The following is a 24,247-nucleotide window of genomic DNA, read 5'->3' on the forward strand; positions in this document are numbered from 1 at the left end:
TGACCACGCCAATGGTTCAAGCATGGAGGTCTCTCACCTATATTGTAGAACTCGTCCAGTCCTCCACCGTAGGTGGAGGTTTATCTAGGATGTAAAAAAGGAGAGACGGGCCGCCTCTCCTTTTGATCAGGTCACAGCCGATGCTTGAGATCAAGTTCTCGGCTTCACGCCCCGCACCATCATCGTCATGCCCGGGATCATTTCCGAAACCTCGATATCGGCAAAGCCGGCGTCTTTCATCAAGGAACTGACAAAGCCACCGGTGATCGACTTGGCCTGCGGGTTGAAGGCGACATGCTGGAGCTGCCACAGCGCGGCGAGCTTCGGCCCCGTGCGGTCATCCCCGACCATGAAGTCATGCACGATGAAATGCCCGCCAGGCGAAAGCACCTCCATCGCCTTGCGAACGAGACCGGGAATCGTCTCACCGGGAACCCCCGAGAAGAGATAGGACATCAGCACCACGTCGACCGGCGCCGGCCATTCGTTCTCCAGCGCATTGCCACCCTGGAAGGAGATGCGTTCGGAGAGCCCCGCCGCTTTCACGAAATCCTCGCCGACCTTCACCACGTTCGGAAAATCGAGCACCGTGGAGGTCAGTTCCGGATAAGCCTTGCACAGCGAAATCGAAAAGGCGCCGGTGCCGCCGCCCACATCCAGCATCTTGCGCGCGGCCGAGAGATCGACCGTACGGGCCAACGACCGGCCGGGACCGAGCGAGCCGGCGTGCTGGGATTCCGAATAGAGCCGCGCTTCCTTGGGATCGGAGAACCAGTCCGCATAGGAGGAAACCTGCTCCGGGTCGAGTTCGCCCGTCAGAGCGCCTTCAAGTTGCGTCAGGAACGGGTACATCTGCTTGTCGATCTGCAGACGGAGATAATCGCCGAAATCATATTTGCGGCCATTGACCAGGAAGGATTCGGCGGCGGGCGAATTGCGGTAAGTCCCGCCCGCGCACTCGACAAGCCCGAGGCTTGCCAACGCGGTCAGCAACGTCGTCGCGCGGTCGGGATCAAGCCCCGTCCTGTCCGCAACGATATCCAGCTCCGCTCCTTCATCCGCCAATGCCGTGAACAGTCCTACATGCAGCGCGGTAAACAACGCTTTCGATCCCATGAAGGCGAAGGCAATATCCGAAATCTGCTCAGCCGATTCGAGCGGCTCTGGACTGATCATCGGGACGTATCTCCTCAAGTCTAATTGCACAAAAAGCCGTCAAACAACCGATGAAAACGGAGGCATAACGTTGCATGGATTGTGTCGCGTGTCGGTATCATATGTGCCTTTGCGCTGGATGCCAACTTCCGTAACGGAATTTGCTTGTGTAAGCTTCGACAAGTGTTTCGCGCATTTGCACTTGCTCCCGACTTTTGCCGATTTGCAGTCTCGACAGCCCTGCTTGAAACCGCTTAGAAACAGCGCCATGAGCACAGAGCGATACTTCGAAGATTTTTCTTCAGGAGAAATCATCACCCTCGGCCCGCGCATCGTGGAAGCCGGGGAAATTGTCGAATTCGCATCCGAGTTCGACCCTCAGCCCTTTCACCTCGATGAGGAGGCGGGCCGCAAGTCGCTGTTGGGGGGCCTTGCCGCTTCCGGCTGGCACACGGCCGCGCTGACCATGCGGATGATCTACGACGCGTTTCTTGCGCAAACGGCATCGATGGGGTCGCCCGGAATTACCAGCGTCAGTTGGCGCCGGCCGGTGCTTGCGGGCGACACGCTTTCCGGTGTCGCCGAGGTACTGGAGACCCGCCGCTCCTCCTCGCGTCCGCAGATGGGCGTCGTGACCTTCCGCATCACCCTCGCCAACCAGAAGGGCGAGACCGTCATGATTCAGGAAAACCCGATCTTCATCGGAAGCAGGGAGGTGCCCGCGTGAAGTTCTTCGAGGATATCGAAATCGGTGTGGAGGAGCACCTGGGCGCCTATACGTTCACGGCGGAAGAGATCAAGGCCTTCGCGGCGAAGTTCGATCCGCAACCCTTCCACATGGACGAGGAGGCCGCGAGGCAGAGCTCGTTCGGTGGACTCTGCGCGTCCGGCTGGCACACCGCGGCGATCTGGATGAAGGTGATGATCGCCTATCGCAAGCGCCAGATGGAGGAGACGACTGAGAACGGCGACAACGGCCACCGAGGTCCCTCCCCCGGCTTTGAGGACATGAAGTGGCTGAAGCCCGTCTATGCGGGAGATACGGTCAGCTACACGGCAAAGGTGGTCAGCAAGCGGCCCCTGGCCACGCGAGCCGGATGGGGACTGGTGTCTCATGACAGCGCCGGCGTGAACCAGCACGGAGAAACGGTCTTCTCGTTCCGATCCCACGTGCTGGTCGGGTGCAGGAGCGCGGTGGCAGCAGGGTAGTCCCGCAGCCCGTCCGCGTTCAAATGGCGACGCGGACGCAGGCCGCCTCAGTGCCCCTCGAATTCCACCAGCGTGCGGACCGGCACGCCAAGCGCCTCGATCTTCTTGCGTCCGCCGAGATCCGGCAGATCGATGATGAAGCAGGCGGCGACGATATCGGCCCCTACGCTGCGCAGCAGGTTGATCGCCGCCTCCGCCGTGCCGCCGGTGGCGATCAGATCATCGACCAGGATGACTTTCTGTCCGGGCTGGATCGCATCCTTGTGGATCTCGATCTCGTCGAGACCATATTCCAGGGAATAGGAGGCCGATACCGTCTCGTAGGGCAACTTGCCCGCCTTGCGGATCGGCACAAATCCCGCAGAGAGCTGATGCGCGACGGCACCGCCCAGAATAAACCCACGAGCCTCGATGCCCACGATCTGATCGATTTTCGAACCCGCCCACGGCTGGACCAACGCATCGACAGCCTGCCGGAAGGCCTTGGCGTTGCCGAGCAGGGTCGTGATATCGCGGAACAGGATGCCCTTCCGGGGGTAGTCTGGTATTGTCCGGATCGCGGCGGTGAGTTCATCCGAGACGCTGGCACTGGTCATGAACTAGACGCTCCTTGCCGTTTCATGCGAGATCGCCGGCCGTTTGACCGATCCCTGTCAACACATAGCCGATGGCACCGGCTACCCGCCATAAGCAATCCACCATTTCCGAAGAGGTTTTTTCCATGAGCGACCCGACCGATCCCGGCAGACGCGTCACGTTGACCGACATAGACATCCCCTTCACGCGGCTCATCCTGATCTTCATCAAGTTCGGCCTCGCCGCCATTCCCGCTGCAATCATCCTGTCAATTATCATGGGCGTTGTCATGGCCGTGCTCGGCGGAATTTTCGGCGGAATGTACGGTGCGGGAATGATGGGCGGGCGGTTCTAGAACGCGACCTTGCCGGGCAAGCCGCTCCACCAAGCCGCATGTCCCATTCTTCCACGTCATTCATCCGTCGTTGCGGTTCAAAACCCGGCCCGCGACGGCGCCAAGCTTTTCCGCAAGCGCCGGATCTCGCATGTCGGGCGCCGTCATCAGCGCATATTCGAGCGCGGTGTCGGAACCAACCGGACAGGCCGGATGTTCACGCGGGAAATCCTTGGCGATCCGGCCCACCAGCCGCTGTGCGTTCTCCGCATTGTCCTTGAGCACGCGGATGATCATGGTGATGTCCACCTCGCCGTGCTCGGGATGCCAGCTGTCGTAGTCCGTGACCATGGCCACCGTGGCGTAGCATATCTCCGCCTCCCGGGCGAGTTTGGCTTCCGGCATGTTCGTCATACCGATCACGTCGCACCCCCAGGAACGATAGAGATGGCTTTCGGCGAGCGATGAGAACTGCGGCCCCTCCATGGCAAGATAGGTGCCGCCGCGGCGGTGGCGAATGCTCTCGGCCCGCGCCGCAGCCTCGATCGCGTCAACAAGCTTGGGGCTCACCGGATAGGCCATGGAGACATGAGCCACGCAGCCCGCACCGAAGAAGCTCTTCTCGCGGGCGAAGGTGCGGTCGATGAACTGCTCGACCAGAACGAAGGTGCCCGGTGCCAGCTCTTCCTTGAGCGAGCCGCAGGCGGAAACGGAGATCAGGTCGGTGACGCCGGCCCGCTTCAGAACATCGATATTCGCACGGTAGTTTATGTCGCTGGGCGAAAGGCGGTGCCCGCGGCCGTGGCGGGGGAGAAAGACGACCGTCATGCCGCCGACCTCGCCAATCCTGAGTTCATCTGACGGCTCACCCCAGGGGCTCTCCACCTTGACCCATTCGGCCTTCTCAAGCCCCGGCAGTTCGTAGATACCCGAACCGCCGATAATCCCCAGCACCGATTTCGTCATCACGATCCCCGTTTGTCATCTCAAACATCAGCATGTCCGGCGGCCGCCGTTTGTCAACGCGGCCATTGCGGCGACCGGACACGAAAACGCCGCGCGATTGCTCGCGCGGCGTGAAATCACGGCATCTGATCAGCACTCAGTGCGCGACGTTGCGCCAGATCTTCTTCTTCGTGAAGTAGAGAAGGCTGGCAAAGACAACGAGGAAGATCATCACCCTGAAGCCGATCTTCTTGCGCTCCTCCAGCTTGGGCTCGGCTGCCCACATCAGGAAAGCGGAGACGTCGGTCGCATACTGATCCACCGTCGTCGGCGAACCGTCGGGGTAGTCGACCAGATCGTCCGACAACGGAGGAGGCATGCCGATGGCGGGACCCGCGATGAAATGGGGATTGTAGTACTTGCCATCGGGGATTTCGACATCCTCGGGAACGTCCTCCTCGTACCCCGTCAGAAGACCATGGATATAGTCCGGCCCCTGCTCCTGGTACTGGGTGAAGGCATCGAAAACGAACCAAGGAAAGCCGCGTTCAACGGCCCGCGCCTTGGCGATCAGCGACAGGTCCGGCGGATAGGCGCCGCCATTGGAGGCTTCCGCCGCCTTCCTGTTGGGGAACGGCGCGGGAAAGCGATCGGACGGCTTGGCCGCGCGCTCGAACATGTCGCCTTCGTCGTTCGGCCCATCCTGGACGGTGTACTCCGCCGCCAGCGTCTTGATCTGGTCGTCGTCGTAGCCAAGTCCGCCGGCCTCGCCAAGATTGCGGAAGGCGATCTGGTCGAGGCTGTGACAGCTGGAACAGACTTCCTTGTAGATCTTGAAGCCGCGCTGCAGCTGGGCCTTGTCGTAATGACCGAACGGTCCGGAGAAGGTCCATTGCTGCCGTTCGATATGAGGACCTTCGCCCGCGGCGAATGCCGGTGCGGCCATCCCGACGAAGGCGGCGGCCACGGCCACACGGACGGAGGTGGAGATGAGGGTCTTCATGGTTTGATCTTCCTCTCTTCCGTCCATCAGCTCTTGGTCTCTGGTGCGGCGACCGCACCGGAGGGCTGACCACTGCCGTTCTTTTCCAGAACCGCCTCGTTGATGGAGGCGGGCAACGGCTTCGGCTTCTCGAAAAAGCCCAGCAACGGCAAAATGACCAGGAAATGGATGAAGTAATAGGCTGTGCAGATGCGCGAGGCCAGGACGTACCCACCTTCCGGCGGCTTTGACCCGAGCCAGCCCAGGACAACGCAGACCACCGCGAAGATCCAGAAGAACTGCTTGTAGATCGGGCGGTAGGTCGCAGAGCGGACACGCGAGGTGTCGAGCCAGGGCAGGATGAACAGCACCGCGATGGCGCCGAACATCGCGACCACGCCGCCGAGCTTGTCGGGAATGGCACGCAGGATCGCGTAGAACGGCAGGAAGTACCATTCCGGCACGATGTGCGCGGGCGTCACCAGCGGGTTGGCCTCGGTGTAGTTGTCCGGGTGCCCCATGTAGTTGGGTGCGTAGAAGGCGAACCAGGCGAACAGCAGCATGAACACCACGATCGCGTAGAGGTCCTTCATCGTGTAGTACGGATGGAAAGGGAGCGTGTCCTTGTCCGACTTCGGATCGACGCCGGTCGGGTTGTTGTTGCCCGACGTATGGAACGCCCACACGTGCAGCAGCACAACGCCGACGATCATGAACGGCAGCAGGTAGTGCAGCGAGAAGAAGCGGTTGAGCGTCGGATTTCCGACCGCGAAGCCGCCCCACAGCCAATGGGTGATCGTCTCGCCGACAAGCGGGATCGCCGAGAACAGGTTGGTGATCACCGTGGCGCCCCAGAAGGACATCTGGCCCCAGGGCAGCACGTAGCCCATGAAGGCGGTCGCCATCATCAGTAGGAAGATGATCACGCCAAGGATCCACGAGATCTCGCGCGGATCCTTGTAGGAACCGTAGTAGAGGCCGCGGAAGATGTGGATGTAGACGGCGATGAAGAACATCGACGCGCCGTTGGCGTGCAGGTAGCGCATCAGCCAGCCGTAGTTCACGTCGCGCATGATGTGCTCGACGGAATTGAATGCCATGTCCACATGGCCCGTGTAGTGCATCGCCAGCACGATGCCGGTGACGATCTGCGCGACTAGGACGAAAAAGGCGATACCGCCGAATGTCCACCAGTAGTTCAGGTTCTTGGGCGTCGGGAAATCAACGAAGCTGCCGCGCACCAGGCTGATGACCGGCAGGCGTTTTTCCAGCCACCGGGCAGCCTTGTTCTGCGGCACGTAGGTCGAATGTCCGGCCATGGTGCTTCCTCCTCGCAACAGCGCGTCAGCCGATCGTCACGACCGTCTCTGAAGTGAACTTGTAGGGCGGGATCAGAAGGTTCTCGGGAGCGGGACCCTTCCGGATACGGCCGGCGGTGTCGTAATGCGAGCCGTGGCACGGGCAGAACCAGCCATCGAAATCGCCGGACTCGCCAAGCGGGATGCAGCCCAGATGGGTGCACACGCCGACCATGATGAGAAGCTTTTCGCCGAGATCCGCGCCACCGCCTTCCGCGCCGCCGGCGGCGCGGTTCTCGTCGGTCGCCTGCGCGTCGGCGGGCAGGTTCAGATTGCGCGCGAGCGGATCGCGCAGCTCGGAGATGTCGACGGCCTTGGCCTCTTCGACTTCCTTGTCTGTCCGGTTACGGATGAAGAGGGGCTTTCCGCGCCACATCACCTTGATCTGCTGGCCCTCGGCGACGTTCGAAACGTCGACCTCGATGGAAGCCAGCGCCAGCGCGGATGCGTCCGGGTTCATCTGATTGATGAACGGCCATGCCAACGCCCCCACACCGACAGCACCCACGGCACCGGTCGCGATATAGAGGAAATCGCGACGGGTCGCCTCTCCCATTTCCGTCGTAGCCAAGGTCTGATCCTCTCCAATCGTGTCGCCACGCCAGCAATCTACCATGCATCGCGTGCGGTTCCGTAGATGGAACGCACGTGATCTATGCGGCTTCTTCTGGCGCAATCTGCGGCTAGACCGCACATTCCCAAGCGGTTGGTCTTTTTGCACCCTTCCCAGCAGTTGTCCAGATGGGCCTTAAGTTTAAGGCCCATTTGTTGCCCGCAGGGCACGCGCGGTCACCGGTCTGTGTGAGCCCGGCTGCGAGACTTTATAACAATTCAAGAATGCACGCGCCGTCGAGCGGGAAAAGCGCAACGGACACTGTGTCGCAGGGATCAAGCGGCGGCGGTCTGCGCCAGAAAGCCACCGGACTGGCGTTCCCAAAGGCTGGCATAAAGACCTCCCGCCTCAAGCAGCTCCCGGTGCGTCCCCTGTTCGATGATATCACCAGCATCCATCACGACGAGCCGGTCCATCGCCGCGATGGTCGACAGTCGGTGCGCGATCGCGAGCACGGTCTTGCCCTCCATGAGGACGTTCAACTGCTCCTGAATCGCCGCCTCCACTTCCGAATCAAGTGCGGATGTCGCTTCGTCGAGCACCAGTATCGGCGCATTCTTCAACAAGACGCGCGCGATGGCGATGCGCTGGCGTTGTCCGCCGGAAAGCTTCACGCCGCGTTCGCCGACGAGTGCGGCAAACCCGCTGCGTCCGGCCCGATCGCGCAGTTCGGGAATGAACCCGTCGGCCTGGGCGCGCTGGACGGCCTCCAGAACGTCCTCGCTGTCCGCGTCGGGCTGGCCGTAGACGATATTGTCGTGGACAGAACGATGCAGGAGCGCGGTGTCCTGTGTGACCATGCCGATATGGCGACGCAGAGAGTCCTGGGTGACGTCCGAGATATTCTGCCCGTCGATGAGAATGCGCCCCGACTCCAGATCGTAGAAGCGGAGCAGCAGGTTGACGAGCGTCGACTTGCCGGCACCAGAGCGCCCGACCACACCGACCTTCTCGCCTGCCTTGATCGTCAGCGAAAGATCGTCGATGACGCCGCCTTCCTTGCCGTAGTGAAATCCGATCCGCTCAAACCGGATCTCCCCGCATGGAACGCTCAGCTCCCGCGCGCCAGGCTTGTCGACGACACTCGTGGGCCGCGACAGGGTCTCGATGCCGTTCTGAACCGTCCCGACATTCTCGAAAAGCGCGGTCACAGTGCGCAGGATCCAGCCCGACATCTGGTTGAGACGGATGGAAAGCCCGTTGGCCAGCGCCACGGCGCCGACGGTAATGGCACCGGTGTGCCACAGCCAAAGAGACAACGCGCCAACGCCCACGATCAAAAGGCTGTTGAGCACCGTGAGCACGACCGTCATCGACACGATGGCACGCAAAAGCCGCCGCATCGCGCCAAGCTGGCGCTCCAGCCCTTCAAGCACGAAGCCCTCGGCCCGTTCGGGATCGGAGAAGAGCTTCAAGGACTGGATATTGGTGAAGCTGTCGACAATACGCCCGGAAAGCGCGGAATTGGCCTCGGCGACGGCGGCTGAGCGCGCGCGCACGGGCGGGACCAGATACAGGATCGTCGCCCCGTACCCGATGGTCCAAAGCACCAGCGGCAGGGCCATGCGCCAGTCGAGTCCGACGAAAAGCGCCAGCGTTCCCGCCAGATAGATGAACAGAAACCAGACGCCGTCCACGACATTGACCACGCTTTCGCGCAGCGCCATGCCGGTCTGCATCACCTTTTGCGCCACACGTCCGGCGAAGTCGTCCTGAAAGAAGGAAAGGCTCTGGCGCTGCACATAGCGATAGCTGCGCCAGCGCACGATGGCCGTCAGCCCGGGAACCAGCGCGAGATTGATGAGCCCGCGCGCCAGCAGCGTCAGTACCGGCCGCATTACCAGAACCACGAAGGCCATGCCGGCCAGAACGGGCCCCTGCGTTTCGAAGAAGGCGTCGGGACCGTTGGCGTTCATCAGGTCGACCAGATCGCCGACGAAAACGAATAGCGCCATTTCCGCCAGCGCGGCCAGAAGTGATATGAAAAGCGTCACCGCCAGAAGCCGCCACCATGGCTTCAGGTGGTAGAGGTAGAATCCCCGCGCGGTATCGGGCGGACATTCGACGGGACTATCCTCAAACGGCTTCAGCAGGTTTTCGAACCAGGCGAACATCGCTATCCCGTGACTTGCGGCCCTTCGACCGAATCGGCCCCGGCCTGGCAGCTCTGAAGATAGGACTGCCGCGCCGTGGATCAACTTCACAACAGCCTCCTTGCCGGAAGGCGGGATCTCCAGCCCGATGACACCCAGATGCCCGATATAGCCCTCTTCCAGCCCGACATTCCGCAGAACACCGGTACCATCCTGCGCATGGCAGCCTGCCTCGGGCTGACGGTACATCTGATCGAGCCGGCGGGCTTCGCGCTGTCAGATCGAAATTTCCGCCGTGCCGGCCTCGACTATCTCGACCAGGCCGCCATGCGCCGCCACGTTGACTGGTCCGCCTTCCGCGACTGGCAGACGAAAACCGGCCGACGGCTGTTGCTGCTCACCACGAAGGCGGACATCGTCTATACCGACTTCTCGTTCAGGGAAGATGATATCCTGCTTCTTGGACGCGAAAGCGCCGGCGCGCCGCCAGAGGTCCACGCCGGCGCCGATGCACGGCTGAAGATCGCGATGCGGCCGCAGACGCGCTCGCTCAACATCGCCCTTGCCGCCGCAATGATCACGGGAGAAGCCTTGCGACAGACGGATCAATTCCCCTAAATCTTCATTAGGGAGAAACAGGAGGACTCATGAGCGATCGGGGCGGGCCGATTCCGGAGGGGATCGAGGAAAAGAAGGTGGAGGCGGCGGACTGGTTCCGTTCACTGCGTGACAAGATCTGCGCTCTTTTCGAGGAGCTTGAGGACGAGATCGGGCCGCGCGGCGGACCGCGTGGGGAAAAACCGGCCGCCCGCTTCAAGCGCGAGCCGTGGGAACGTACCGATCACTCGGGCGAAAAGGGCGGCGGCGGCGAAATGTCGATGATGACGGGCGGGCGTCTCTTCGAGAAGGCCGGCATCCACATCTCGACCGTTCACGGCGAATTCTCACCGGAATTCCGCGACCAGATACCGGGCGCTTCCGAGGATCCGCGTTTCTGGGCGTCCGGCATCTCGCTGATTGCCCATCCGCATAATCCGAATGTGCCCGCCGTCCACATGAACACCCGCATGGTGGTCACCACCCGGCAATGGTTCGGTGGCGGCGCCGACCTGACACCGATGCTGGAAGACCGGCGCACCCAGGATGATCCCGATACAAAAGCCTTCCATGCAGCCATGGAAGCCGCTTGCGAGGACCATGCGAGTATCGACTACCAGCGTTACAAGACGTGGTGCGACGAGTATTTTTTCCTTGCCCACCGCAACGAGCCGCGCGGCGTCGGCGGAATTTTCTACGACTATCTGAATTCCGGAGACTGGGTGGCCGATTTCGCATTCACCAAGGACGTTGGCCTCGCGTTTCTTGGCATCTATGCCGAGATCGTTCGCAACAATTACCTGAGGCCCTGGACCGAGGAACAGCGCGAGGAACAGCTCGTGCGTCGCGGCCGCTACGTGGAATACAACCTGCTTTACGACCGCGGCACGATCTTCGGCCTGAAGACCGGCGGCAACGTCGCCTCGATCCTGTCGTCCATGCCCCCCGTGGTGAAGTGGCCTTGAGTGCCGCGACCATCTGAATTGCACGGAGGGGGGGCGCATACGGGTCACCCCCGACCGGCGCGAGCGGGCATGTGCCGGCAATCGCGAGATCAGACAGACGCCAGCAACGCGTCCCTGCCGAGCGTAAAGCCCGATGCGATCCAGTCAGCCTCGATGGCCCTGAGCGCTTCGCCGAGCCCCGGCCCCGGCTTCATCCCAAGCGCAAGGAGATCACGGCCCGCAACGGGAAAGACCGGCACGGTCTGCGCGCGCAGTGAAACGATCAAACGCCGCCAGGACTGATCCTGTGCCCCCGCCGCAACGCGGCACCAGGCGAGCAGCGCCGCATCGATCGCCGTTTCATGGCCCAGCCGGTAGAGCCGTTCGCGGCACGCGATGTCGTCAAGCGCCGGCGAAAACGACGATGCGGCGACCAGGACGAGTGCCATGCGCCCCGCTTCCGCATTGGAAAGACGAAGTCGTTCGAAGAGCCGGTCCACGTCTTCCTGAACGAAGCACGACAATGCGGCAAGGCGCAGGATGGCATCGCCCGCTTCCGCGGCAAAATCCTTCAGGCGGTGAAGATGCGCAAAGTCCTCCAGCCGCACCACCCCGCCGAACGCGATCTCGATGATGCCCGTCTCCGCCATCACGCCCACCGTTTCCACCGCATACGGAGCCGGCAGGATGCGACGGATCTCGTGGCCGACACGTTCGCCCGAAAGCTGACGAATTCCCTCGCGTGCGGCGATGACGGCGGAAAGCCCGGCCGCATCGATGGCGCCGGATCCATAGTGCGCATGGAAACGGAAGAAGCGCAGGATGCGCAGGTAGTCCTCGCGGATGCGTGCATGAGGATCGCCGATGAACCGCACGCGACGGGCAAGGCAATCGGCATGCCCTTCTCCCGTTGGATCGTGGATGGCCCCGTCGGGATCGGCATAGAGCGCGTTCATGGTGAAATCGCGCCGCGCCGCATCCGCCTGCCAGTCCCGCGAGAACCGCACCACCGCGTGCCGGCCGAACGTTTCCACGTCCTCGCGCAGCGTCGTCACCTCGTAGGGCGTACCGCCGCTGACCACGGTGATCGTTCCGTGTTCGATACCGGTCGGAATGGGCTTGAGCCCTGCGGCTTTCGCGCGTTCCATGACCGTTTGAGGCAATGCGGTGGTCGCGATGTCGACATCGCCGACGGGTTCGCCCAGCAGCGTATTGCGCACGGCCCCGCCAACCACGCGCGCCGTATCGCCATCGATCGCGATCGCGTCGAACACGCGACGGATGCTCGCGCTCGTGAGCCATGGCGCGTCGGTTAGTCGTGCGGGCAAGGGCCTATTCCAGCTTGCCGGGGACGAGTTTGCCGTTTTCATACTGCATCGGCGTATAGGTCGCGTCCGCGTTGTCGTCCTCGAAGGAGGCCAGCATGACGAGGCTGACAATCACGATGACACCACCGATGAGCGACAGCCACAGCATCGGCGCGTCGCGCCAGTTTTCCGCGGATGCCGAGCGTCGGACAATCATCAGCCACACGCCATAGGCGATGAATGGCAGGAGAAAGAGCAAAAAGTGTACGACGATGACCCGCAACATGTTCTCAGCCGTATACCGTATCGTAGAGGCTACGCAAGATCCCTGCGGTCACACCCCAGATATATCTGCTCTCATAGGGCATGGCGTAGAAATAGCGCCGGGCGCCCTGCCATTCCCGTGACAGCTTCTGATGGTTGCCGGGCGACATCAGAAACGCCAGCGGCACCTCGAATATATCCGCGACTTCGCCGGGTTCGGGACGCAGGTTGAAGCCCTCGCGTACAAAGCCCACCACCGGCACGATCCGGAAGCCTGAGCCGGTGAGATAGGGGCCGAGCCGTCCGATCGGCTCCACGAAATCGGGGGCGAGGCCGATTTCCTCGTGCGCCTCGCGCAGCGCCGCATCCGTGGCGTCACGGTCTCCCGCGTCGATCTTTCCCCCAGGAAAAGCGACTTGCCCCGCGTGGCTCGACAGGTGATCTGTTCGCAGCGTCAGCAGCACGCTTGCTTCCCGTCCGCGGTCGACGACGGGAATGAGAACCGCCGCATCGCGCAAAGAGCGCTTGGACGATTCGGGAAACAGCGTTGGATTGAGAACGTGGTCGCCCGTTTCCCGGCCCACCTGGTCAAGGCGCATGCGAGCGCGTTCTCGAAACGCGTAAGCGGAGAAATCACCCATATCAGGCGACGTCGCATTATCGCCGGAAACTATTCCGAGCGTTTCACTCGTCATTCCTGCCAAGCGCCTCTCCTCACCTTTCATCCTCCCCGGACCGGGCAGAATGCTGCGGATGCATCTCGAAGAAGCACCCGCCACTCCATACGCCAAACCGTGCCGCGCCGTCCCCGGCCGTCTCCGTCGCGAGATCGGCCAGCTCATAGAGAAGCGGCCGCGCGAGCTTCGCTTCCAGCCGTCCCCGAACCAGTATATAGGGTATGAGGCCGCCCGTTTCCTCCTCCTCGACAAACCGCAAGGCGTGATCCGCGCCGGCCTCGACCACATCGCCGACATTGGTCCGGAAGGTCAGCACCTGATCCTTACCCTCCCCGCGCGCATGCATCTCCACTGCGAGGAAAGGCGCGTCCTCGACCGTGATGCCGATCTTTTCCACCGGAGTTACGAGGTAGTATTCTCCATCGCCATCGCGGCGCAGAACCGTCGAAAACAGACGCACGAGTGCTTCACGATTGATCGGCGTGCCCATGTAGTACCAAGACCCGTCGGCCGCGATGCGCATGTCGATCGCGCCGCAATAGTCAGGCTCCCAGCGCTCCACCGGCGGAAGCCCCTTGCCGGAAGGCGCGGCGCGGCGGATCAGCTCCTGCAACGCGTTCGGGGTCACGTCAATGTGATGTGGCATGTCTCCGTCTTTTTTCGCGCTCATATTTCACCAATTCCTACGCACTATAGCTGACATTCTTGCCTTCTTTCTGTCAGTATTGCTCCCTCAAATCCAATGGTCGGCCATGAATGGCATCGTGGCCGCCGGTCAAGTGGATTGTGTTCCCCTTCACATCGCGGAAGGACCGCCGCACAACACAGTAGGATTACCGCGCTTGACGCGCGGCGCCAGCGCCGCATTGTGGAGACGACTTGAGTCCGCGCCCTGATGCCCTTCCGCGCAGGACCGACGTTGGGCAAAGACTGATTACCTGAAGGACTTTCATGCAGGACCGGCGACATCGAGCCGGCCTTCGGCTCAGGGACGGGGAGACGAATGAGCGCCTATCAAGCTACTGAATCCGACGCCGTCGTTGCCGAGACGGAGGCCGCCGTAAACCGTCTCGCCGCCGCGCGCGAGGAGATCGGCCGCGTGATCTTCGGCCAGCAGTCGGTCGTGGATAATTCGCTGATCACGATCCTCGCCGGCGGCCACGGCCTTCTCGTCGGTGTGCCAGGTCTTGCCAAGACCAAGCTCGTGGAAACGCTCGGCACCGTGATCGGACTTGCGGCAAACCGCATCCAGTTCACCCCCGACCTCATGCCGTCCGATATTCTGGGCGCGGAAGTGCTGGAACAGGCGTCGGACGGCACCCGTTCCTTCCGTTTCATTCCCGGCCCGGTCTTCGCCCAGTTGCTGATGGCCGACGAAATCAACCGCGCCAGCCCGCGCACGCAATCAGCACTGCTGCAGGCGATGCAGGAGTATCACGTCACCGTCGCCGGTCAGACCCACGACGTGCCGCGCCCATTTCACGTGCTGGCCACGCAAAATCCGCTGGAACAGGAGGGAACCTATCCCCTCCCCGAAGCACAGCTCGACCGCTTCCTGATGCAGATCGACGTCTACTATCCCGACATCGAGGCGGAACGGAAGATCCTGCTGGAGACAACCGGCTCGCGTGGTTCAACGGCCACTGCCGTGCTCAATGGCGTCGAGCTGAGCTCGTACCAGAACCTCGTGCGCCGGATACCGGTGGGAGACTCAGTGGTGGAAGCGATCCTTAAGCTGGTGCGCTCCGCCCGCCCCGGCGAAGGAGCGGACCCCATCACCGAACGCATCGCCTGGGGGCCGGGCCCGCGCGCCTCGCAAGCCCTGATGCTGACCGTAAGGGCCCGCGCGCTGCTGCAAGGCCGGTTGTCACCGTCCCTCGATGACGTCATGGCCATGGCCGAGCCGGTTCTGCAGCACCGCATGGCGCTCACGTTCGGCGCACGTGCGGATGGTCACACCGTGCGTGGCGTTATCGCCGAACTCAAGACGAAGCTGGCCTGAATTTCAGCGCTTCTGCGCGGCACCCGGCCAACCAACCGCCGGGCCTGATACGGACGCAAGATGCAGCCGACACCCGAGCCCGACATGCCCTCACAAGAGGCCTTGCTGAACGTCATCGGCGAAGCGCGTTCCCTGTCGGAGGCGTTGCCGGACCTGCTCGTGGAGGCCAAGCACATCGCCAACACTGTCGCGGCCGGCTGGCATGGCCGACGCAGGGCGGGACCGGGCGAAACCTTCTGGCAGTTCCGCCCCTTCAACATGGGCGAGCCGGTCAAGCGCATCGACTGGCGTCGGTCGGCGCGCGATGATCATCTTTTCGTGCGCGAACGCGAATGGGAAGCTGCCCACACCATCTGGCTGTGGCCGGATCTCTCTCCTTCCATGTCCTTTCGCTCCCGCCTAGCGGCAGCTTCCAAGCGTGATCGCGCGCTCGTGATCCTGCTGGGCCTTGCCGATCTGCTGGCCCGTGGCGGCGAACGCATTGGGCTGACGGGCCTGACCCGTCCCCTCTCGCATCGCAACGCCGCGGAAAAACTCGCGGCCGCCCTCAGCCATTCTTCCCCGCGTATTTCGCTGCCCGACACCCACTCCATCGGCCGGTTTTCCGAGGTGGTTCTGATCGGCGACCTGCTTGATCCGGTGGGCGAGACCGCGACCTGGGTCCAGCGCGTGGTCGCATCGGGCGCGCGCGGCCATCTGGTGCAGGTGATGGACCCGGTGGAGGAAACCTTTCCCTTCGCGGGACGCACGGAATTCCGTGACCCGGAAACCGGCGCGCGGTTGACGGCGGGACGCGCGGAATCCTGGCGCGACGCCTATCAGCAGCGCCTCATCCGCCATCGCACCGAACTCTCCGAACTGGCCCGCAAGGCGGGCTGGACGTTTCTCGTTCATCACACCGACCGCCCGGCGAACGAGCCGCTGCTCGCGCTGCATGCCCGCCTTGCCGACAATGCCGATGCGGCGCCGCGCAAGCCGGCCATGGCAAGGGGTGCATGATGTTCGGCCTGCCGCTCGCCTTCACAAGCCCCTTCGTCCTGGCAGCCCTGTTGAGCCTGCCGGTCATCTGGTGGCTCCTGCGGTTCACCCCGCCACGCCCGAAGGAAATCTCCTTTCCCCCGACGAGGCTGCTGCTCGATGTCGAAAAGAACGAGGAAACGCCAGCGCGCAGTCCGTGGTGGCTGACCCTGCTGCGGCTGCTCTTAGCAGCTATCCTCATTCTGGCGCTGGCGGGGCCCGTGTGGCGTCCGCTTGCCGATACCGGCGGTGGCAGCAGCGGCCCGCTCTGGCTCATCCTCGACAATGGCTGGACGTCGGCGCCCGGGTGGGATGCGCGGCTCATCACTGCCGAACGTCTGATCGACGGGGCGGAGAGCGAAGGTCGCCCGGTTCTGGTCGCGGCGAGCGCCGATGGACCGGGACAGTCCTTGAACCCGATCGGCGCAGGCGAGGCGCGTGAGCGGCTGCGCGCGCTGGAACCGCGTTCCTGGGTTTCCAGGCCCGATGATCTCCTTCCCGCGCTGCGCGCCGCAGCGGCCGAGACCGCCCCCGGCGCCATTGCCTGGCTGCAGGACGGGCTCGGCGGAGATCCCATCACCCATTTTGCCGAAACGCTGCGGGATATGGCCGGCGATGTCCGGATCGGCATTTACATGCCCGAGCGCCTGCCCGCCGGCCTGAAAGGCGTACGCAACGATGCCAACGCGCTGACCGCAACCGTTATCCGCGACAAGGGACAGAGCGCGCGCGACATGTCCGTCCAGGCAATCGACATGAAGGGCCTCGTCATTGCGGAAGCTCCGGCCCGATTTGATACTGGCGCAAGCGAAGCCGAAGTCCGCTTCGAACTGCCGGTGGAACTGCGCAACGAGATCGCCCGGCTTCAGGTGGAAGGCGAGCGCGCCGCCGGCGCCGTCCAGCTTGTCGACGAACGCTGGCGGCGGCGTACCGTCGGGCTCCTTTCCGGCGATTCGACACAGCGTGCGCAGCCTCTTCTGGCGCCTCTCTACTATCTCCGCCGGGCATTGACGCCCTTTGCCGATCTGCGTGAACCGCGATCACTGGACTTGGCGCAGGCGCTGCCGGAACTGATCGAGCAGAATGTGTCGGTGCTGCTGATGGCCGACATCGGCAACGTGCCACCGGACTCAATCGACGCTCTGCGTCGCTGGGTTGCAGCCGGCGGTGTGCTGGTGCGCTTTGCGGGACCGCACATGGCGGCGCGTACGGATGATCTCGTTCCCGTCGACCTGCGCTCGGGCGGCCGCGCACTGGGCGGCAGCCTTTCCTGGGAACAGCCACAACCGCTGACCGGTTTCTCAGAAAATGGCCCCTTCGCAGGCCTTGCGGTGCCCGATGACGTCACCGTCCGCCGGCAAGTTCTGGCCGAACCCGACGCGACGCTTCCCGACAAGACCTGGGCGAGCCTTGCTGACGGCACACCGCTCGTCACCGCGATGGCGATCGACCGGGGCTGGGTGGTGCTCTTCCATGTCACCGCGGACACGACCTGGTCCAACCTGCCGCTGTCTGGAACCTTCGTCGACATGCTGAGGCGGATCCTCGCTTTTTCCGCAGCCCGCGTATCCAGGTCCGGCGAAGGTGAGGGCTCCGCCAAGGTGGCGCTCGCCCCGATGCGGCTGCTGGATGGCTTCGGCCACTTTGTCTCGCCGGGAGCCACCGCAAGACCGGTGTCGGTCTCGGACATCGACGGCATAGAGCCGGGCCGGGAACACCCGCCCGGTCTTTATGGTGTGGACGATGCCTTCCGCGCGCTTAATCTGCTGAAGCCCGATTCCGAACTCGTCCGTTTCGATGCCAGTGCTTTGGGATCCGGGATCTCGATCGAAAGCTATCGGACTGCCGGTCCTCTCGACATGCGCGCCGGCCTGTTTGTCGTCGCCCTGCTTCTGCTGATCGCCGACGCGCTCGCCGTCCTTGTGCTCGGCGGCGGGTGGCGTCTGTTGCAGCGTCCTGCCGGGGCCGCCGCAGCCCTTCTGGCCATGGGGCTTCTCGCCGGAATGCCGACGGATGGCCATGCGCAAGGCACAACGGCCACCGGATCCGGGCGCACGGTCGCCAACGAAGCCTGGGCACTCGATGCAGTACTGACCACCCGTCTGGCCTATGTGGTCACCGGCAATGCGCAGATCGACGAGACCAGCCGCGCGGGCCTTTACGGCCTGTCACGCTATCTGGAAAGTCGAACCGCGCTGGAGCCCGGTGATCCGATCGGTGTGCGGATCGATCAGGACGAACTGTCCTTCTTCCCGCTGCTCTACTGGCCCATCGACGAAAACGCCGCCAAGCCGGACGCACAGACGACCGCGCGCATCGACGCCTACATGCGCGGCGGAGGCACGATCCTGTTCGATACCCGCGACGAGATCGGCGGCACGGCGGCGACAGGCGGTTTCGGCACGTCTCCCGCAACCCGCAAGCTGCGCGAGATCCTCTCCGGTCTCGACATACCGGCGCTGGAGCCGGTGCCGCCGGATCATGTGCTGACGAAGGCCTTCTATCTGCTCGATGAGTTTCCCGGCCGCTGGAGCGGCGGTCAGCTCTGGGTGGAGGCGACGCCGGAGACCGACGACGTCAGCGGCAGGCCAGTACGCGCGGGCGACGGGGTTTCGCCGATCCTGATCAGCGCGAACGATTTCGCATCCGCCTGGGCAACCGACGAGATCGGCAATCCGCTTTATCCGACCGTGCCCGCCGACCCGATGCAGCGCGAACTTGCCTACCGCTCCGGCGTCAACATCGTCATGTACACGCTCACCGGCAACTACAAGGCGGACCAGGTGCATGTGCCCGCACTGCTCGAACGGCTCGGACAATAGAAAGGCGGCGCGATGAACACGACCTGGAGCATCGACTTCGCACCGCTGGTGCCCGTTTGGCTCATCATCGCGCTCGCCTGCGCGGCATTCGTCCTCATGGCGCTTGCCTTGTGGCGGCGCCAGCGCGGCACCCTCGTGCGCTCCTGCGCCTTTGCCGCACTCCTGCTCGCGCTGCTCAATCCGGCCGTCGAGCGTGAAAAGCGGGAACCGCTTTCAAGCGTCGTCGCCCTCGTCGCCGACCGAAGCCAGAGCCAGGATCTCGACGGTCGCAGGCAGACAACCGACAAGACGGTCGACGCTCTCAAGGCACGCCTGGAGGCCCTTCCGAACGTTGAGGTGCGGGTCATCGATGCCGGGCGCGGGCGCAGCGATTTGCAGAATGACGGCACCGCGCTGTTCGCTCCCCTGAACCAGGAGATGTCCGACGTCCCGCCCGACCGCATCGCCGGCGCCATCATGGTCACCGACGGTCAGGTCCACGATATTCCCGAAAATGCCGGCGCCCTTGGCTTCAACGCCCCCATCCACGCGCTGATCACCGGCCATGAGAAGGAGCGTGACAGGCGCATCGTCATCGAGCGCGCGCCCCGCTTCGGCCTCGTCGGCAAGGAGCAGCAGGTGCGTTTGCGCGTCGCCCAGGCCGGCGAAGGGCTCGATCAGGCCCCCGCCCGCATGACGGTGCGGCGCGACGGTGAGGAAATCGACAGCCGGATGGTTTCGCCGGGCGAGGCGGTCGAGATCCCGGTCGAGATTGCCCATGGCGGCCAGAACATATTCGAATTCGAAGTGGAGGCACTCGACGGCGAGCTCACCACTCTCAACAACCGTGCGGTCATCACGGTCGACGGCGTGCGCGAGAACCTGCGCGTGCTGCTGGTCTCGGGCGAGCCTCATGCGGGCGAGCGGACCTGGCGCAACCTGTTGAAGTCGGACGCGGCCGTCGATCTCGTTCACTTCACCATCCTGCGCCCGCCCGAAAAACAGGATGGCACGCCCATCAGCCAGTTGTCGCTGATCGCCTTTCCCACGCGCGAACTGTTCTCCGTCAAGATCGACGAGTTCGACCTGATCATCTTCGACCGCTACAAGCGCCGTCGCGTGCTGCCGATTCTCTACTTCGACAACATCGCCCGCTATGTGCGCGACGGCGGCGCGCTGCTGATGGCGACGGGCCCGGAATATGCGGAAGCCGGCAGTCTCTACCGCACACCGCTTGCCACGGTCTTGCCGGCGGAGCCTTCCGGCCGGATACTGGAGGAACCGTTTCTGCCGCGCATCTCGGGACTTGGCCAACGCCATCCCGTCACCCGCGGTCTGCCCGGCAGCCGCGGCGAAACGCCGGACTGGAGCCACTGGTTTCGTCTCATCGACACCGTCAACCACCAGGGCGAAGTCGTCATGAACGGGCCCGAGAACAAGCCGTTGCTGGTCCTCGACCGCCAGGGCAAGGGCCGGGTCGCCCTTCTGCTGTCCGATCATGTCTGGCTCTGGGCGCGCGGTTACGAGGGCGGTGGACCGCACGTGCAGCTGCTGCGCAGGCTCGCCCACTGGCTGATGAAGGAACCCGATCTTGAGGAAGAGGCGCTGAGGGCAACGAGCCGAGGGCACGAACTGACCGTCGAGCGCCAGACGCTGGGTGAGAGCGTCGGCCCCGTCGAGATCACCGGACCGACCGGCGACACGCGGACCGTCACACTGAAGCAGGCGGAACCGGGTTTGTGGCGCGCGACGGTGGAAACGGACGATATCGGTCTTTATTCGGTACGCGACGGTGAGCGCACGGCACTTGCCAATATCGGTCCGGCGAACCCGCGCGAGTTCGCCGACGTGCTTTCCTCATCCCAACCGCTTACGCCGCTTGCAGAGGCGACACGCGGCAGCGTCCGACGGCTTGAGGGCAGCGGCGATGAACCGAACGTGCCGCGTGTCGTCGCGCTTAACCGGGCCACGTCCTATTCGGGAGCAGGCTGGATCGGCCTGAAGATGAGCGATGCGAGCGTGTTGAAGGGAATAGACCGTCTTCCCCTCTTCATCGGGTTCCTGGGCCTTGCCATCCTGCTGGGCCTCGTCTCGGCCACCTGGTATCGCGAAGGACGGTGACGCGCCCTATCGGGCGCGCACGTCATCCCAGTCCGGATGCTGCAGGAACTGCGTTGCCGCGTAGGGACAGACCGGATTGATCTTCTTGCCGCTTGTGCGCGCATGCGCGACGATGTGCTTGAGAAGCTTCAACGCGATGCCCTGACCGCGATAGTTTTCCGGCACTTCCGTATGATCGAGGACAAGCACATCCTCCCCTTCCTTGGCGAAGGTGAGTTCCGCCTCCCCCATGCCGGGCTGCTGATAAACGACGCGCCCCCTGGTTTCGGTTTCTTCCAGCGCAATATCAGCTTCGTTCATAACTCATACTTCCTTGCGACAGGCCGCGGCCGCCCGGATGACGGGCATGTGCGGCGGCGATGGAAACTTCAGGACAACGGCGATAGCCGCGGATGTGCGCGCCGGGAGGGGTACGCCGTCAGGACATAGTGCCAGCATCCACATCGACAAGCGGGCCCTACGAACGGCCTCCATGAACGCTACCCTGTGCTGCCTCCAGCGCGCCCTCGACAAGCTCCGCGGCGAGAAGCCGAGTGGGATCGACGGGACCGGGCAGCTGGATCCGGCCCTGCGGCACACGGCGAAACCCGAAAGGCCCGTAATAGGGCAAGTCACCGACGAGCAGAACGAGTCCCTCACCAAGCCGGGCGCTTTCTTCCAGTGCCTTGCGCATCAGCGCTCGTCCTATGCCCAACCCCTTGCAAGAAGAGATGACCGCCAACGGACCGAGAAGCTGGGCGGGAGCCTCGCCGATGCGGATCGGCGTGAGGCGGACAGCCCCCAGAAGCGCGCCTTCCGCCAACGCGACGAAGCTCAAACGCGGGTCATGCGGCACGCCCTCGCGGATCCGGAAAGCGGTTCGAGCAAACCGGCCCGGCCCGAAGGCATCGGAGTGGAGGGCTTCGATAGCGGCATCGTCGTACGGCGTCTCGAGCCGTATGTCATAGGAAAGGGGCGGCATCGTGTGATCCTGCTTGGGGATGTCGGTCAAGCAGTCCGGCCTGCCTTGCGCGCGACTGGCACGCAGTGGGACGGGGCTTTGAAATCGTCGGGAGACGACAGGCGGCGGACAGGGCAATATCGGTCGAGGCGCATAAAGCGCGTTCAGCCCATTCGTCGTCGCCGCTGGATCACCATGTCTACCCGTTCTGGAGGCACCCGATCATGGGCGCCAGTCTGGAAAAACCGTTCCCGCAAAATCCGCGAGGCAGGTCCGATATCATGCCACATTTCCCGCGTCCAGCCGGATTACATCAAACCCGTGCGGAAACTGCCCCTGGCTGATCCGCACGATGGTGAACGCTGCGTCCACATGCCGACGAACCATGACGCCACCTGTTAGGTTCTTCCCAACATTCGGGCCGCGCCTTGCGGAACTTCGGTCTCCGCTGCGCGGTTGATCTCGACAAAAGTCAGTCGCCGCGATACGCGGCGTTACAGAGTGCGAAAGGATCGGGTCATGGGACTTCTGATCGACGGCAAATGGCAGGACCGCTGGTACGACACCGCCAAGACCGGCGGCAAATTCAAGCGCGAATCATCGAAATTCCGCAACTGGATCACCGCAGACGGCAGCCCCGGACCGACCGGCGAAGGCGGCTTCGAGGCCGAGGCCGGCCGCTATCATCTCTATGTCGCCAACGCCTGCCCGTGGGCCCACCGCTCGCTCATTTTCCGAAAGCTGAAGAAGCTCGAGGACATGATTACCGTCTCCGTGGTGGAGCCGCTCATGCTGGAAGAAGGCTGGACCTTCGCCGAGCCTGACCCCATCAACGCCGTGACGCGGCTCTATAAGGTCTATCTCGCTGCCGATCTCACCTACACCGGCCGCGTTACGGTACCGGTGCTATGGGACAAGAAGCGCAAGACCATCGTCTCCAACGAGAGCGCGGACATCATCCGCATGTTCAACAGCGCATTCGACGGTATCGGCGCCGCAAATGGCGACTACTATCCTGAGGATCTGCGCGAAGAAATCGACGAGATCAACGCCAAGGTCTACGACACGGTCAACAATGGGGTCTACAAGGCGGGCTTCGCGACCAGTCAGGACGCCTACGAAGAGGCCTTCAACGCGCTTTTTTCGTCATTGGACGATCTGGAAAAACGCCTGTCGCGCCAGCGTTATCTGACCGGCGACCGGATTACCGAGGCCGACTGGCGGCTCTTCACGACGCTGGTTCGCTTCGATGCGGTCTATGTCGGCCACTTCAAGTGCAACTTGCGCCGCATCGCCGACTATCCGAACCTTTCAAACTACCTGTGCGAACTCTATCAGGTGCCCGGCGTTGCCGAGACGGTCAACATGGACCACATCAAGCAGCACTACTACGGGAGCCACAAGACCATCAATCCGACAGGCATTGTGCCGGCGGGGCCTGAACTCGACTTCCTTCGTCCGCACGACCGGGCCCGGCTCGCCGCCTGAGGCACCACGCCCTTCCCCTCTACCAGATCTCGTCCCGTTGCCTCTCCGCGCCGATTTCGTCAAGGCGGCGGAGGGTAGCGGGCGTGGTTTCTGCGGGAAGATCATCCAGACGAAAGAACCCGGCTTCCGCGATTTCGCGGTTTGGCAGGCGCGGTGGTTCCGGCTGGCGCCAGGCCCTGATCACATAGAGCGCAACATGATTGCGCCGCGACAGCCGCGCATTGAGGTAAAGCCCGAACAGCTCGGGACGTCCCTCCACCTCGATATTGCCTTCCTCGCGCAATTCCCGGATCACCGCGGCTTGCGATGTTTCACCCGGGTCAACGCCCCCGCCCGGCAGATACCAGCCCGGCAGATAAGTGTGGCGCACCAGAAACACCCGCCCCTCCCCGTCAAGAACCGCCCCCCGGACACCCACCGTCATGGGCCGCAGCAGCAATGTCCCCAACGCGATGGCGCGACGGATCAGCGGCTTGAACAGACGAACAATTTTCCTGGTCATTTTGTAATCGGGCCCCGAATGCAGGCATTATTGGCTGAGATCTGAAGAAACAAAGCTGATTAACGAAGAATTAATCATGATCCTCATGCGTTGAATGCATGTCGGACACGCGATTTATGCACTTCCAACCAGGCGACAACGATGTCAATAAAACGCCGCAACGTCAGGAAAGATCGCACCCGACAAAGAAGTGCAATCTGACGCCCCCCAGAAAAGAAAATCGAGTTCGTCATGTTCTCCTCGCTGTTCTCCCGTTCGCGCCACCAACGCCGTTTTTGCTGGAAGCCCGCCCTGGCAGGCGATCATGCTCGCCACTCCCTGG

Annotated in this window: 25 protein-coding genes; 10 read left to right on the forward strand and 15 right to left on the reverse strand. The window is 63.1% G+C overall.

Annotation, left to right across the window (positions count from 1 at the left end):
• Window positions 1-150: 150 nt before the first annotated feature.
• Complete coding sequence (locus tag C8N35_RS21665) at window positions 151-1,176, reverse strand: methyltransferase (protein ID WP_107991837.1); 1,026 nt, start codon at window positions 1,174-1,176, stop codon at window positions 151-153.
• Between the two features lie 247 nt (window positions 1,177-1,423).
• Between C8N35_RS21665 and C8N35_RS21670 the strand changes: the two genes are divergently transcribed.
• Window positions 1,424-1,882, forward strand: coding sequence for a MaoC family dehydratase (locus C8N35_RS21670; protein WP_107991838.1), 459 nt, complete (start codon window positions 1,424-1,426; stop codon window positions 1,880-1,882).
• A complete protein-coding gene (locus tag C8N35_RS21675; protein ID WP_107991839.1) occupies window positions 1,879-2,364 on the forward strand; it encodes a MaoC family dehydratase in 486 nt (161 codons plus the stop codon). Before C8N35_RS21670 ends, C8N35_RS21675 begins: the two co-directional genes overlap by 4 nt.
• A 47-nt stretch (window positions 2,365-2,411) precedes the next feature.
• Here the strand turns inward: C8N35_RS21675 and C8N35_RS21680 are convergent, their stop codons facing one another.
• Window positions 2,412-2,960, reverse strand: coding sequence for an adenine phosphoribosyltransferase (locus tag C8N35_RS21680; RefSeq protein ID WP_107991840.1), 549 nt, complete (start codon window positions 2,958-2,960; stop codon window positions 2,412-2,414).
• A 125-nt stretch (window positions 2,961-3,085) separates the two neighbouring features.
• Here C8N35_RS21680 and C8N35_RS21685 point away from each other — a divergent pair, with 125 nt between their 5' ends.
• The gene (locus C8N35_RS21685; protein ID WP_107991841.1) at window positions 3,086-3,295 is read left to right on the forward strand and encodes a hypothetical protein; all 210 of its coding nucleotides are present in this window, start codon (window positions 3,086-3,088) and stop codon (window positions 3,293-3,295) included.
• A 60-nt stretch (window positions 3,296-3,355) separates the two neighbouring features.
• Here C8N35_RS21685 and C8N35_RS21690 read toward each other — a convergent pair whose 3' ends face one another.
• The 5 genes from C8N35_RS21690 to C8N35_RS21710 all read right to left on the reverse strand — a co-directional run bounded on the left by C8N35_RS21690 (window position 3,356) and on the right by C8N35_RS21710 (window position 9,286).
• Window positions 3,356-4,240, reverse strand: a complete 885-nt coding sequence (locus tag C8N35_RS21690; RefSeq protein ID WP_107991842.1) for an S-methyl-5'-thioadenosine phosphorylase — start codon at window positions 4,238-4,240, stop codon at window positions 3,356-3,358.
• A gap of 136 nt (window positions 4,241-4,376) precedes the next feature.
• A complete protein-coding gene (locus C8N35_RS21695) occupies window positions 4,377-5,222 on the reverse strand; it encodes a cytochrome c1 (protein ID WP_107991843.1) in 846 nt (281 codons plus the stop codon).
• A gap of 26 nt (window positions 5,223-5,248) precedes the next feature.
• Window positions 5,249-6,520, reverse strand: coding sequence for a cytochrome b (locus C8N35_RS21700; RefSeq protein ID WP_107991844.1), 1,272 nt, complete (start codon window positions 6,518-6,520; stop codon window positions 5,249-5,251).
• Between the two features lie 25 nt (window positions 6,521-6,545).
• The gene (gene petA, locus C8N35_RS21705; protein WP_210203646.1) at window positions 6,546-7,148 is read right to left on the reverse strand and encodes a ubiquinol-cytochrome c reductase iron-sulfur subunit; all 603 of its coding nucleotides are present in this window, start codon (window positions 7,146-7,148) and stop codon (window positions 6,546-6,548) included.
• 299 nt (window positions 7,149-7,447) lie between these two features.
• Window positions 7,448-9,286: an ABC transporter ATP-binding protein gene (locus tag C8N35_RS21710; RefSeq protein ID WP_107991845.1), complete on the reverse strand. Its 1,839-nt coding sequence runs from the start codon at window positions 9,284-9,286 to the stop codon at window positions 7,448-7,450.
• A gap of 138 nt (window positions 9,287-9,424) precedes the next feature.
• Here C8N35_RS21710 and C8N35_RS21715 point away from each other — a divergent pair, with 138 nt between their 5' ends.
• Together C8N35_RS21715 and hemF are read left to right on the forward strand one after the other, a co-directional pair.
• The gene (locus C8N35_RS21715; protein ID WP_107991941.1) at window positions 9,425-9,883 is read left to right on the forward strand and encodes a tRNA (cytidine(34)-2'-O)-methyltransferase; all 459 of its coding nucleotides are present in this window, start codon (window positions 9,425-9,427) and stop codon (window positions 9,881-9,883) included.
• A gap of 29 nt (window positions 9,884-9,912) precedes the next feature.
• Window positions 9,913-10,827, forward strand: coding sequence for an oxygen-dependent coproporphyrinogen oxidase (gene hemF, locus C8N35_RS21720; RefSeq protein ID WP_107991846.1), 915 nt, complete (start codon window positions 9,913-9,915; stop codon window positions 10,825-10,827).
• Between the two features lie 89 nt (window positions 10,828-10,916).
• Here the strand turns inward: hemF and C8N35_RS21725 are convergent, their stop codons facing one another.
• The 4 genes from C8N35_RS21725 to C8N35_RS21740 form a co-directional block, all read right to left on the reverse strand.
• Entirely contained in the window at window positions 10,917-12,134 is a 1,218-nt protein-coding gene (locus C8N35_RS21725) for a CCA tRNA nucleotidyltransferase (RefSeq protein WP_245926927.1), read from the reverse strand.
• Window positions 12,135-12,138: 4 nt separating this feature from the next.
• Window positions 12,139-12,399: a DUF6111 family protein gene (locus C8N35_RS21730; protein ID WP_107991848.1), complete on the reverse strand. Its 261-nt coding sequence runs from the start codon at window positions 12,397-12,399 to the stop codon at window positions 12,139-12,141.
• A gap of 4 nt (window positions 12,400-12,403) precedes the next feature.
• On the reverse strand, window positions 12,404-12,976 hold the full coding sequence (locus C8N35_RS21735; RefSeq protein WP_245926930.1) for a CoA pyrophosphatase: 573 nt from the start codon (window positions 12,974-12,976) through the stop codon (window positions 12,404-12,406).
• A gap of 115 nt (window positions 12,977-13,091) precedes the next feature.
• Complete coding sequence (locus C8N35_RS21740) at window positions 13,092-13,724, reverse strand: DUF1285 domain-containing protein (protein ID WP_107991849.1); 633 nt, start codon at window positions 13,722-13,724, stop codon at window positions 13,092-13,094.
• 333 nt (window positions 13,725-14,057) lie between these two features.
• Here C8N35_RS21740 and C8N35_RS21745 point away from each other — a divergent pair, with 333 nt between their 5' ends.
• The 4 genes from C8N35_RS21745 to C8N35_RS21760 are packed head-to-tail and all read left to right on the forward strand — an operon-like array spanning window position 14,058 to window position 20,995.
• On the forward strand, window positions 14,058-15,056 hold the full coding sequence (locus tag C8N35_RS21745; protein ID WP_107991850.1) for an AAA family ATPase: 999 nt from the start codon (window positions 14,058-14,060) through the stop codon (window positions 15,054-15,056).
• 60 nt (window positions 15,057-15,116) lie between these two features.
• On the forward strand, window positions 15,117-16,055 hold the full coding sequence (locus C8N35_RS21750) for a DUF58 domain-containing protein (protein ID WP_107991851.1): 939 nt from the start codon (window positions 15,117-15,119) through the stop codon (window positions 16,053-16,055).
• Window positions 16,052-18,895: a DUF4159 domain-containing protein gene (locus tag C8N35_RS21755; RefSeq protein WP_107991852.1), complete on the forward strand. Its 2,844-nt coding sequence runs from the start codon at window positions 16,052-16,054 to the stop codon at window positions 18,893-18,895. Before C8N35_RS21750 ends, C8N35_RS21755 begins: the two co-directional genes overlap by 4 nt.
• A gap of 12 nt (window positions 18,896-18,907) precedes the next feature.
• Entirely contained in the window at window positions 18,908-20,995 is a 2,088-nt protein-coding gene (locus C8N35_RS21760) for a hypothetical protein (RefSeq protein WP_107991853.1), read from the forward strand.
• 6 nt (window positions 20,996-21,001) lie between these two features.
• Here the strand turns inward: C8N35_RS21760 and C8N35_RS21765 are convergent, their stop codons facing one another.
• Both C8N35_RS21765 and C8N35_RS21770 read right to left on the reverse strand, forming a co-directional pair.
• Window positions 21,002-21,295 (reverse strand): GNAT family N-acetyltransferase, encoded by a 294-nt coding sequence (locus C8N35_RS21765; protein WP_107991854.1) that lies wholly within the window; start codon window positions 21,293-21,295, stop codon window positions 21,002-21,004.
• 157 nt (window positions 21,296-21,452) lie between these two features.
• Window positions 21,453-21,956 carry a GNAT family N-acetyltransferase gene (locus tag C8N35_RS21770; RefSeq protein ID WP_107991943.1) on the reverse strand — a complete coding sequence of 168 codons (504 nt, stop codon included), beginning with the start codon at window positions 21,954-21,956 and terminating at the stop codon, window positions 21,453-21,455.
• Window positions 21,957-22,454: 498 nt separating this feature from the next.
• Between C8N35_RS21770 and C8N35_RS21775 the strand changes: the two genes are divergently transcribed.
• The gene (locus C8N35_RS21775) at window positions 22,455-23,423 is read left to right on the forward strand and encodes a glutathione S-transferase family protein (protein ID WP_107991855.1); all 969 of its coding nucleotides are present in this window, start codon (window positions 22,455-22,457) and stop codon (window positions 23,421-23,423) included.
• Between the two features lie 19 nt (window positions 23,424-23,442).
• Here C8N35_RS21775 and C8N35_RS21780 read toward each other — a convergent pair whose 3' ends face one another.
• Both C8N35_RS21780 and C8N35_RS23970 read right to left on the reverse strand, forming a co-directional pair.
• Window positions 23,443-23,925, reverse strand: a complete 483-nt coding sequence (locus tag C8N35_RS21780) for an NUDIX domain-containing protein (RefSeq protein ID WP_107991856.1) — start codon at window positions 23,923-23,925, stop codon at window positions 23,443-23,445.
• A gap of 144 nt (window positions 23,926-24,069) precedes the next feature.
• Complete coding sequence (locus tag C8N35_RS23970) at window positions 24,070-24,231, reverse strand: hypothetical protein (RefSeq protein WP_170122215.1); 162 nt, start codon at window positions 24,229-24,231, stop codon at window positions 24,070-24,072.
• Between the last annotated feature and the right edge of the window lie 16 nt (window positions 24,232-24,247).

Source organism: Breoghania corrubedonensis (genome assembly GCF_003053845.1).
GTDB lineage: Bacteria > Pseudomonadota > Alphaproteobacteria > Rhizobiales > Stappiaceae > Breoghania > Breoghania corrubedonensis.

What these genes read in the sequence shown, in the direction of transcription:
- C8N35_RS21665 (WP_107991837.1), bottom strand. Translation starts at nt 1,176, where the DNA reads ATGATCAGTCCAGAGCCGCTCGAATCGGCTGAGCAGATTTCGGATATT.
- C8N35_RS21670 (WP_107991838.1), top strand. Translation starts at nt 1,424, where the DNA reads ATGAGCACAGAGCGATACTTCGAAGATTTTTCTTCAGGAGAAATCATC.
- C8N35_RS21680 (WP_107991840.1), bottom strand. Translation starts at nt 2,960, where the DNA reads ATGACCAGTGCCAGCGTCTCGGATGAACTCACCGCCGCGATCCGGACA.
- C8N35_RS21685 (WP_107991841.1), top strand. Translation starts at nt 3,086, where the DNA reads ATGAGCGACCCGACCGATCCCGGCAGACGCGTCACGTTGACCGACATA.
- C8N35_RS21690 (WP_107991842.1), bottom strand. Translation starts at nt 4,240, where the DNA reads ATGACGAAATCGGTGCTGGGGATTATCGGCGGTTCGGGTATCTACGAA.
- C8N35_RS21695 (WP_107991843.1), bottom strand. Translation starts at nt 5,222, where the DNA reads ATGAAGACCCTCATCTCCACCTCCGTCCGTGTGGCCGTGGCCGCCGCC.
- C8N35_RS21700 (WP_107991844.1), bottom strand. Translation starts at nt 6,520, where the DNA reads ATGGCCGGACATTCGACCTACGTGCCGCAGAACAAGGCTGCCCGGTGG.
- C8N35_RS21710 (WP_107991845.1), bottom strand. Translation starts at nt 9,286, where the DNA reads ATGTTCGCCTGGTTCGAAAACCTGCTGAAGCCGTTTGAGGATAGTCCC.
- C8N35_RS21715 (WP_107991941.1), top strand. Translation starts at nt 9,425, where the DNA reads ATGCCCGATATAGCCCTCTTCCAGCCCGACATTCCGCAGAACACCGGT.
- hemF (WP_107991846.1), top strand. Translation starts at nt 9,913, where the DNA reads ATGAGCGATCGGGGCGGGCCGATTCCGGAGGGGATCGAGGAAAAGAAG.
- C8N35_RS21730 (WP_107991848.1), bottom strand. Translation starts at nt 12,399, where the DNA reads ATGTTGCGGGTCATCGTCGTACACTTTTTGCTCTTTCTCCTGCCATTC.
- C8N35_RS21735 (WP_245926930.1), bottom strand. Translation starts at nt 12,976, where the DNA reads ATGCGCCTTGACCAGGTGGGCCGGGAAACGGGCGACCACGTTCTCAAT.
- C8N35_RS21740 (WP_107991849.1), bottom strand. Translation starts at nt 13,724, where the DNA reads ATGAGCGCGAAAAAAGACGGAGACATGCCACATCACATTGACGTGACC.
- C8N35_RS21745 (WP_107991850.1), top strand. Translation starts at nt 14,058, where the DNA reads ATGAGCGCCTATCAAGCTACTGAATCCGACGCCGTCGTTGCCGAGACG.
- C8N35_RS21750 (WP_107991851.1), top strand. Translation starts at nt 15,117, where the DNA reads ATGCAGCCGACACCCGAGCCCGACATGCCCTCACAAGAGGCCTTGCTG.
- C8N35_RS21755 (WP_107991852.1), top strand. Translation starts at nt 16,052, where the DNA reads ATGATGTTCGGCCTGCCGCTCGCCTTCACAAGCCCCTTCGTCCTGGCA.
- C8N35_RS21760 (WP_107991853.1), top strand. Translation starts at nt 18,908, where the DNA reads ATGAACACGACCTGGAGCATCGACTTCGCACCGCTGGTGCCCGTTTGG.
- C8N35_RS21765 (WP_107991854.1), bottom strand. Translation starts at nt 21,295, where the DNA reads ATGAACGAAGCTGATATTGCGCTGGAAGAAACCGAAACCAGGGGGCGC.
- C8N35_RS21770 (WP_107991943.1), bottom strand. Translation starts at nt 21,956, where the DNA reads ATGCCGCCCCTTTCCTATGACATACGGCTCGAGACGCCGTACGACGAT.
- C8N35_RS21775 (WP_107991855.1), top strand. Translation starts at nt 22,455, where the DNA reads ATGGGACTTCTGATCGACGGCAAATGGCAGGACCGCTGGTACGACACC.
- C8N35_RS21780 (WP_107991856.1), bottom strand. Translation starts at nt 23,925, where the DNA reads ATGACCAGGAAAATTGTTCGTCTGTTCAAGCCGCTGATCCGTCGCGCC.
- C8N35_RS23970 (WP_170122215.1), bottom strand. Translation starts at nt 24,231, where the DNA reads ATGATCGCCTGCCAGGGCGGGCTTCCAGCAAAAACGGCGTTGGTGGCG.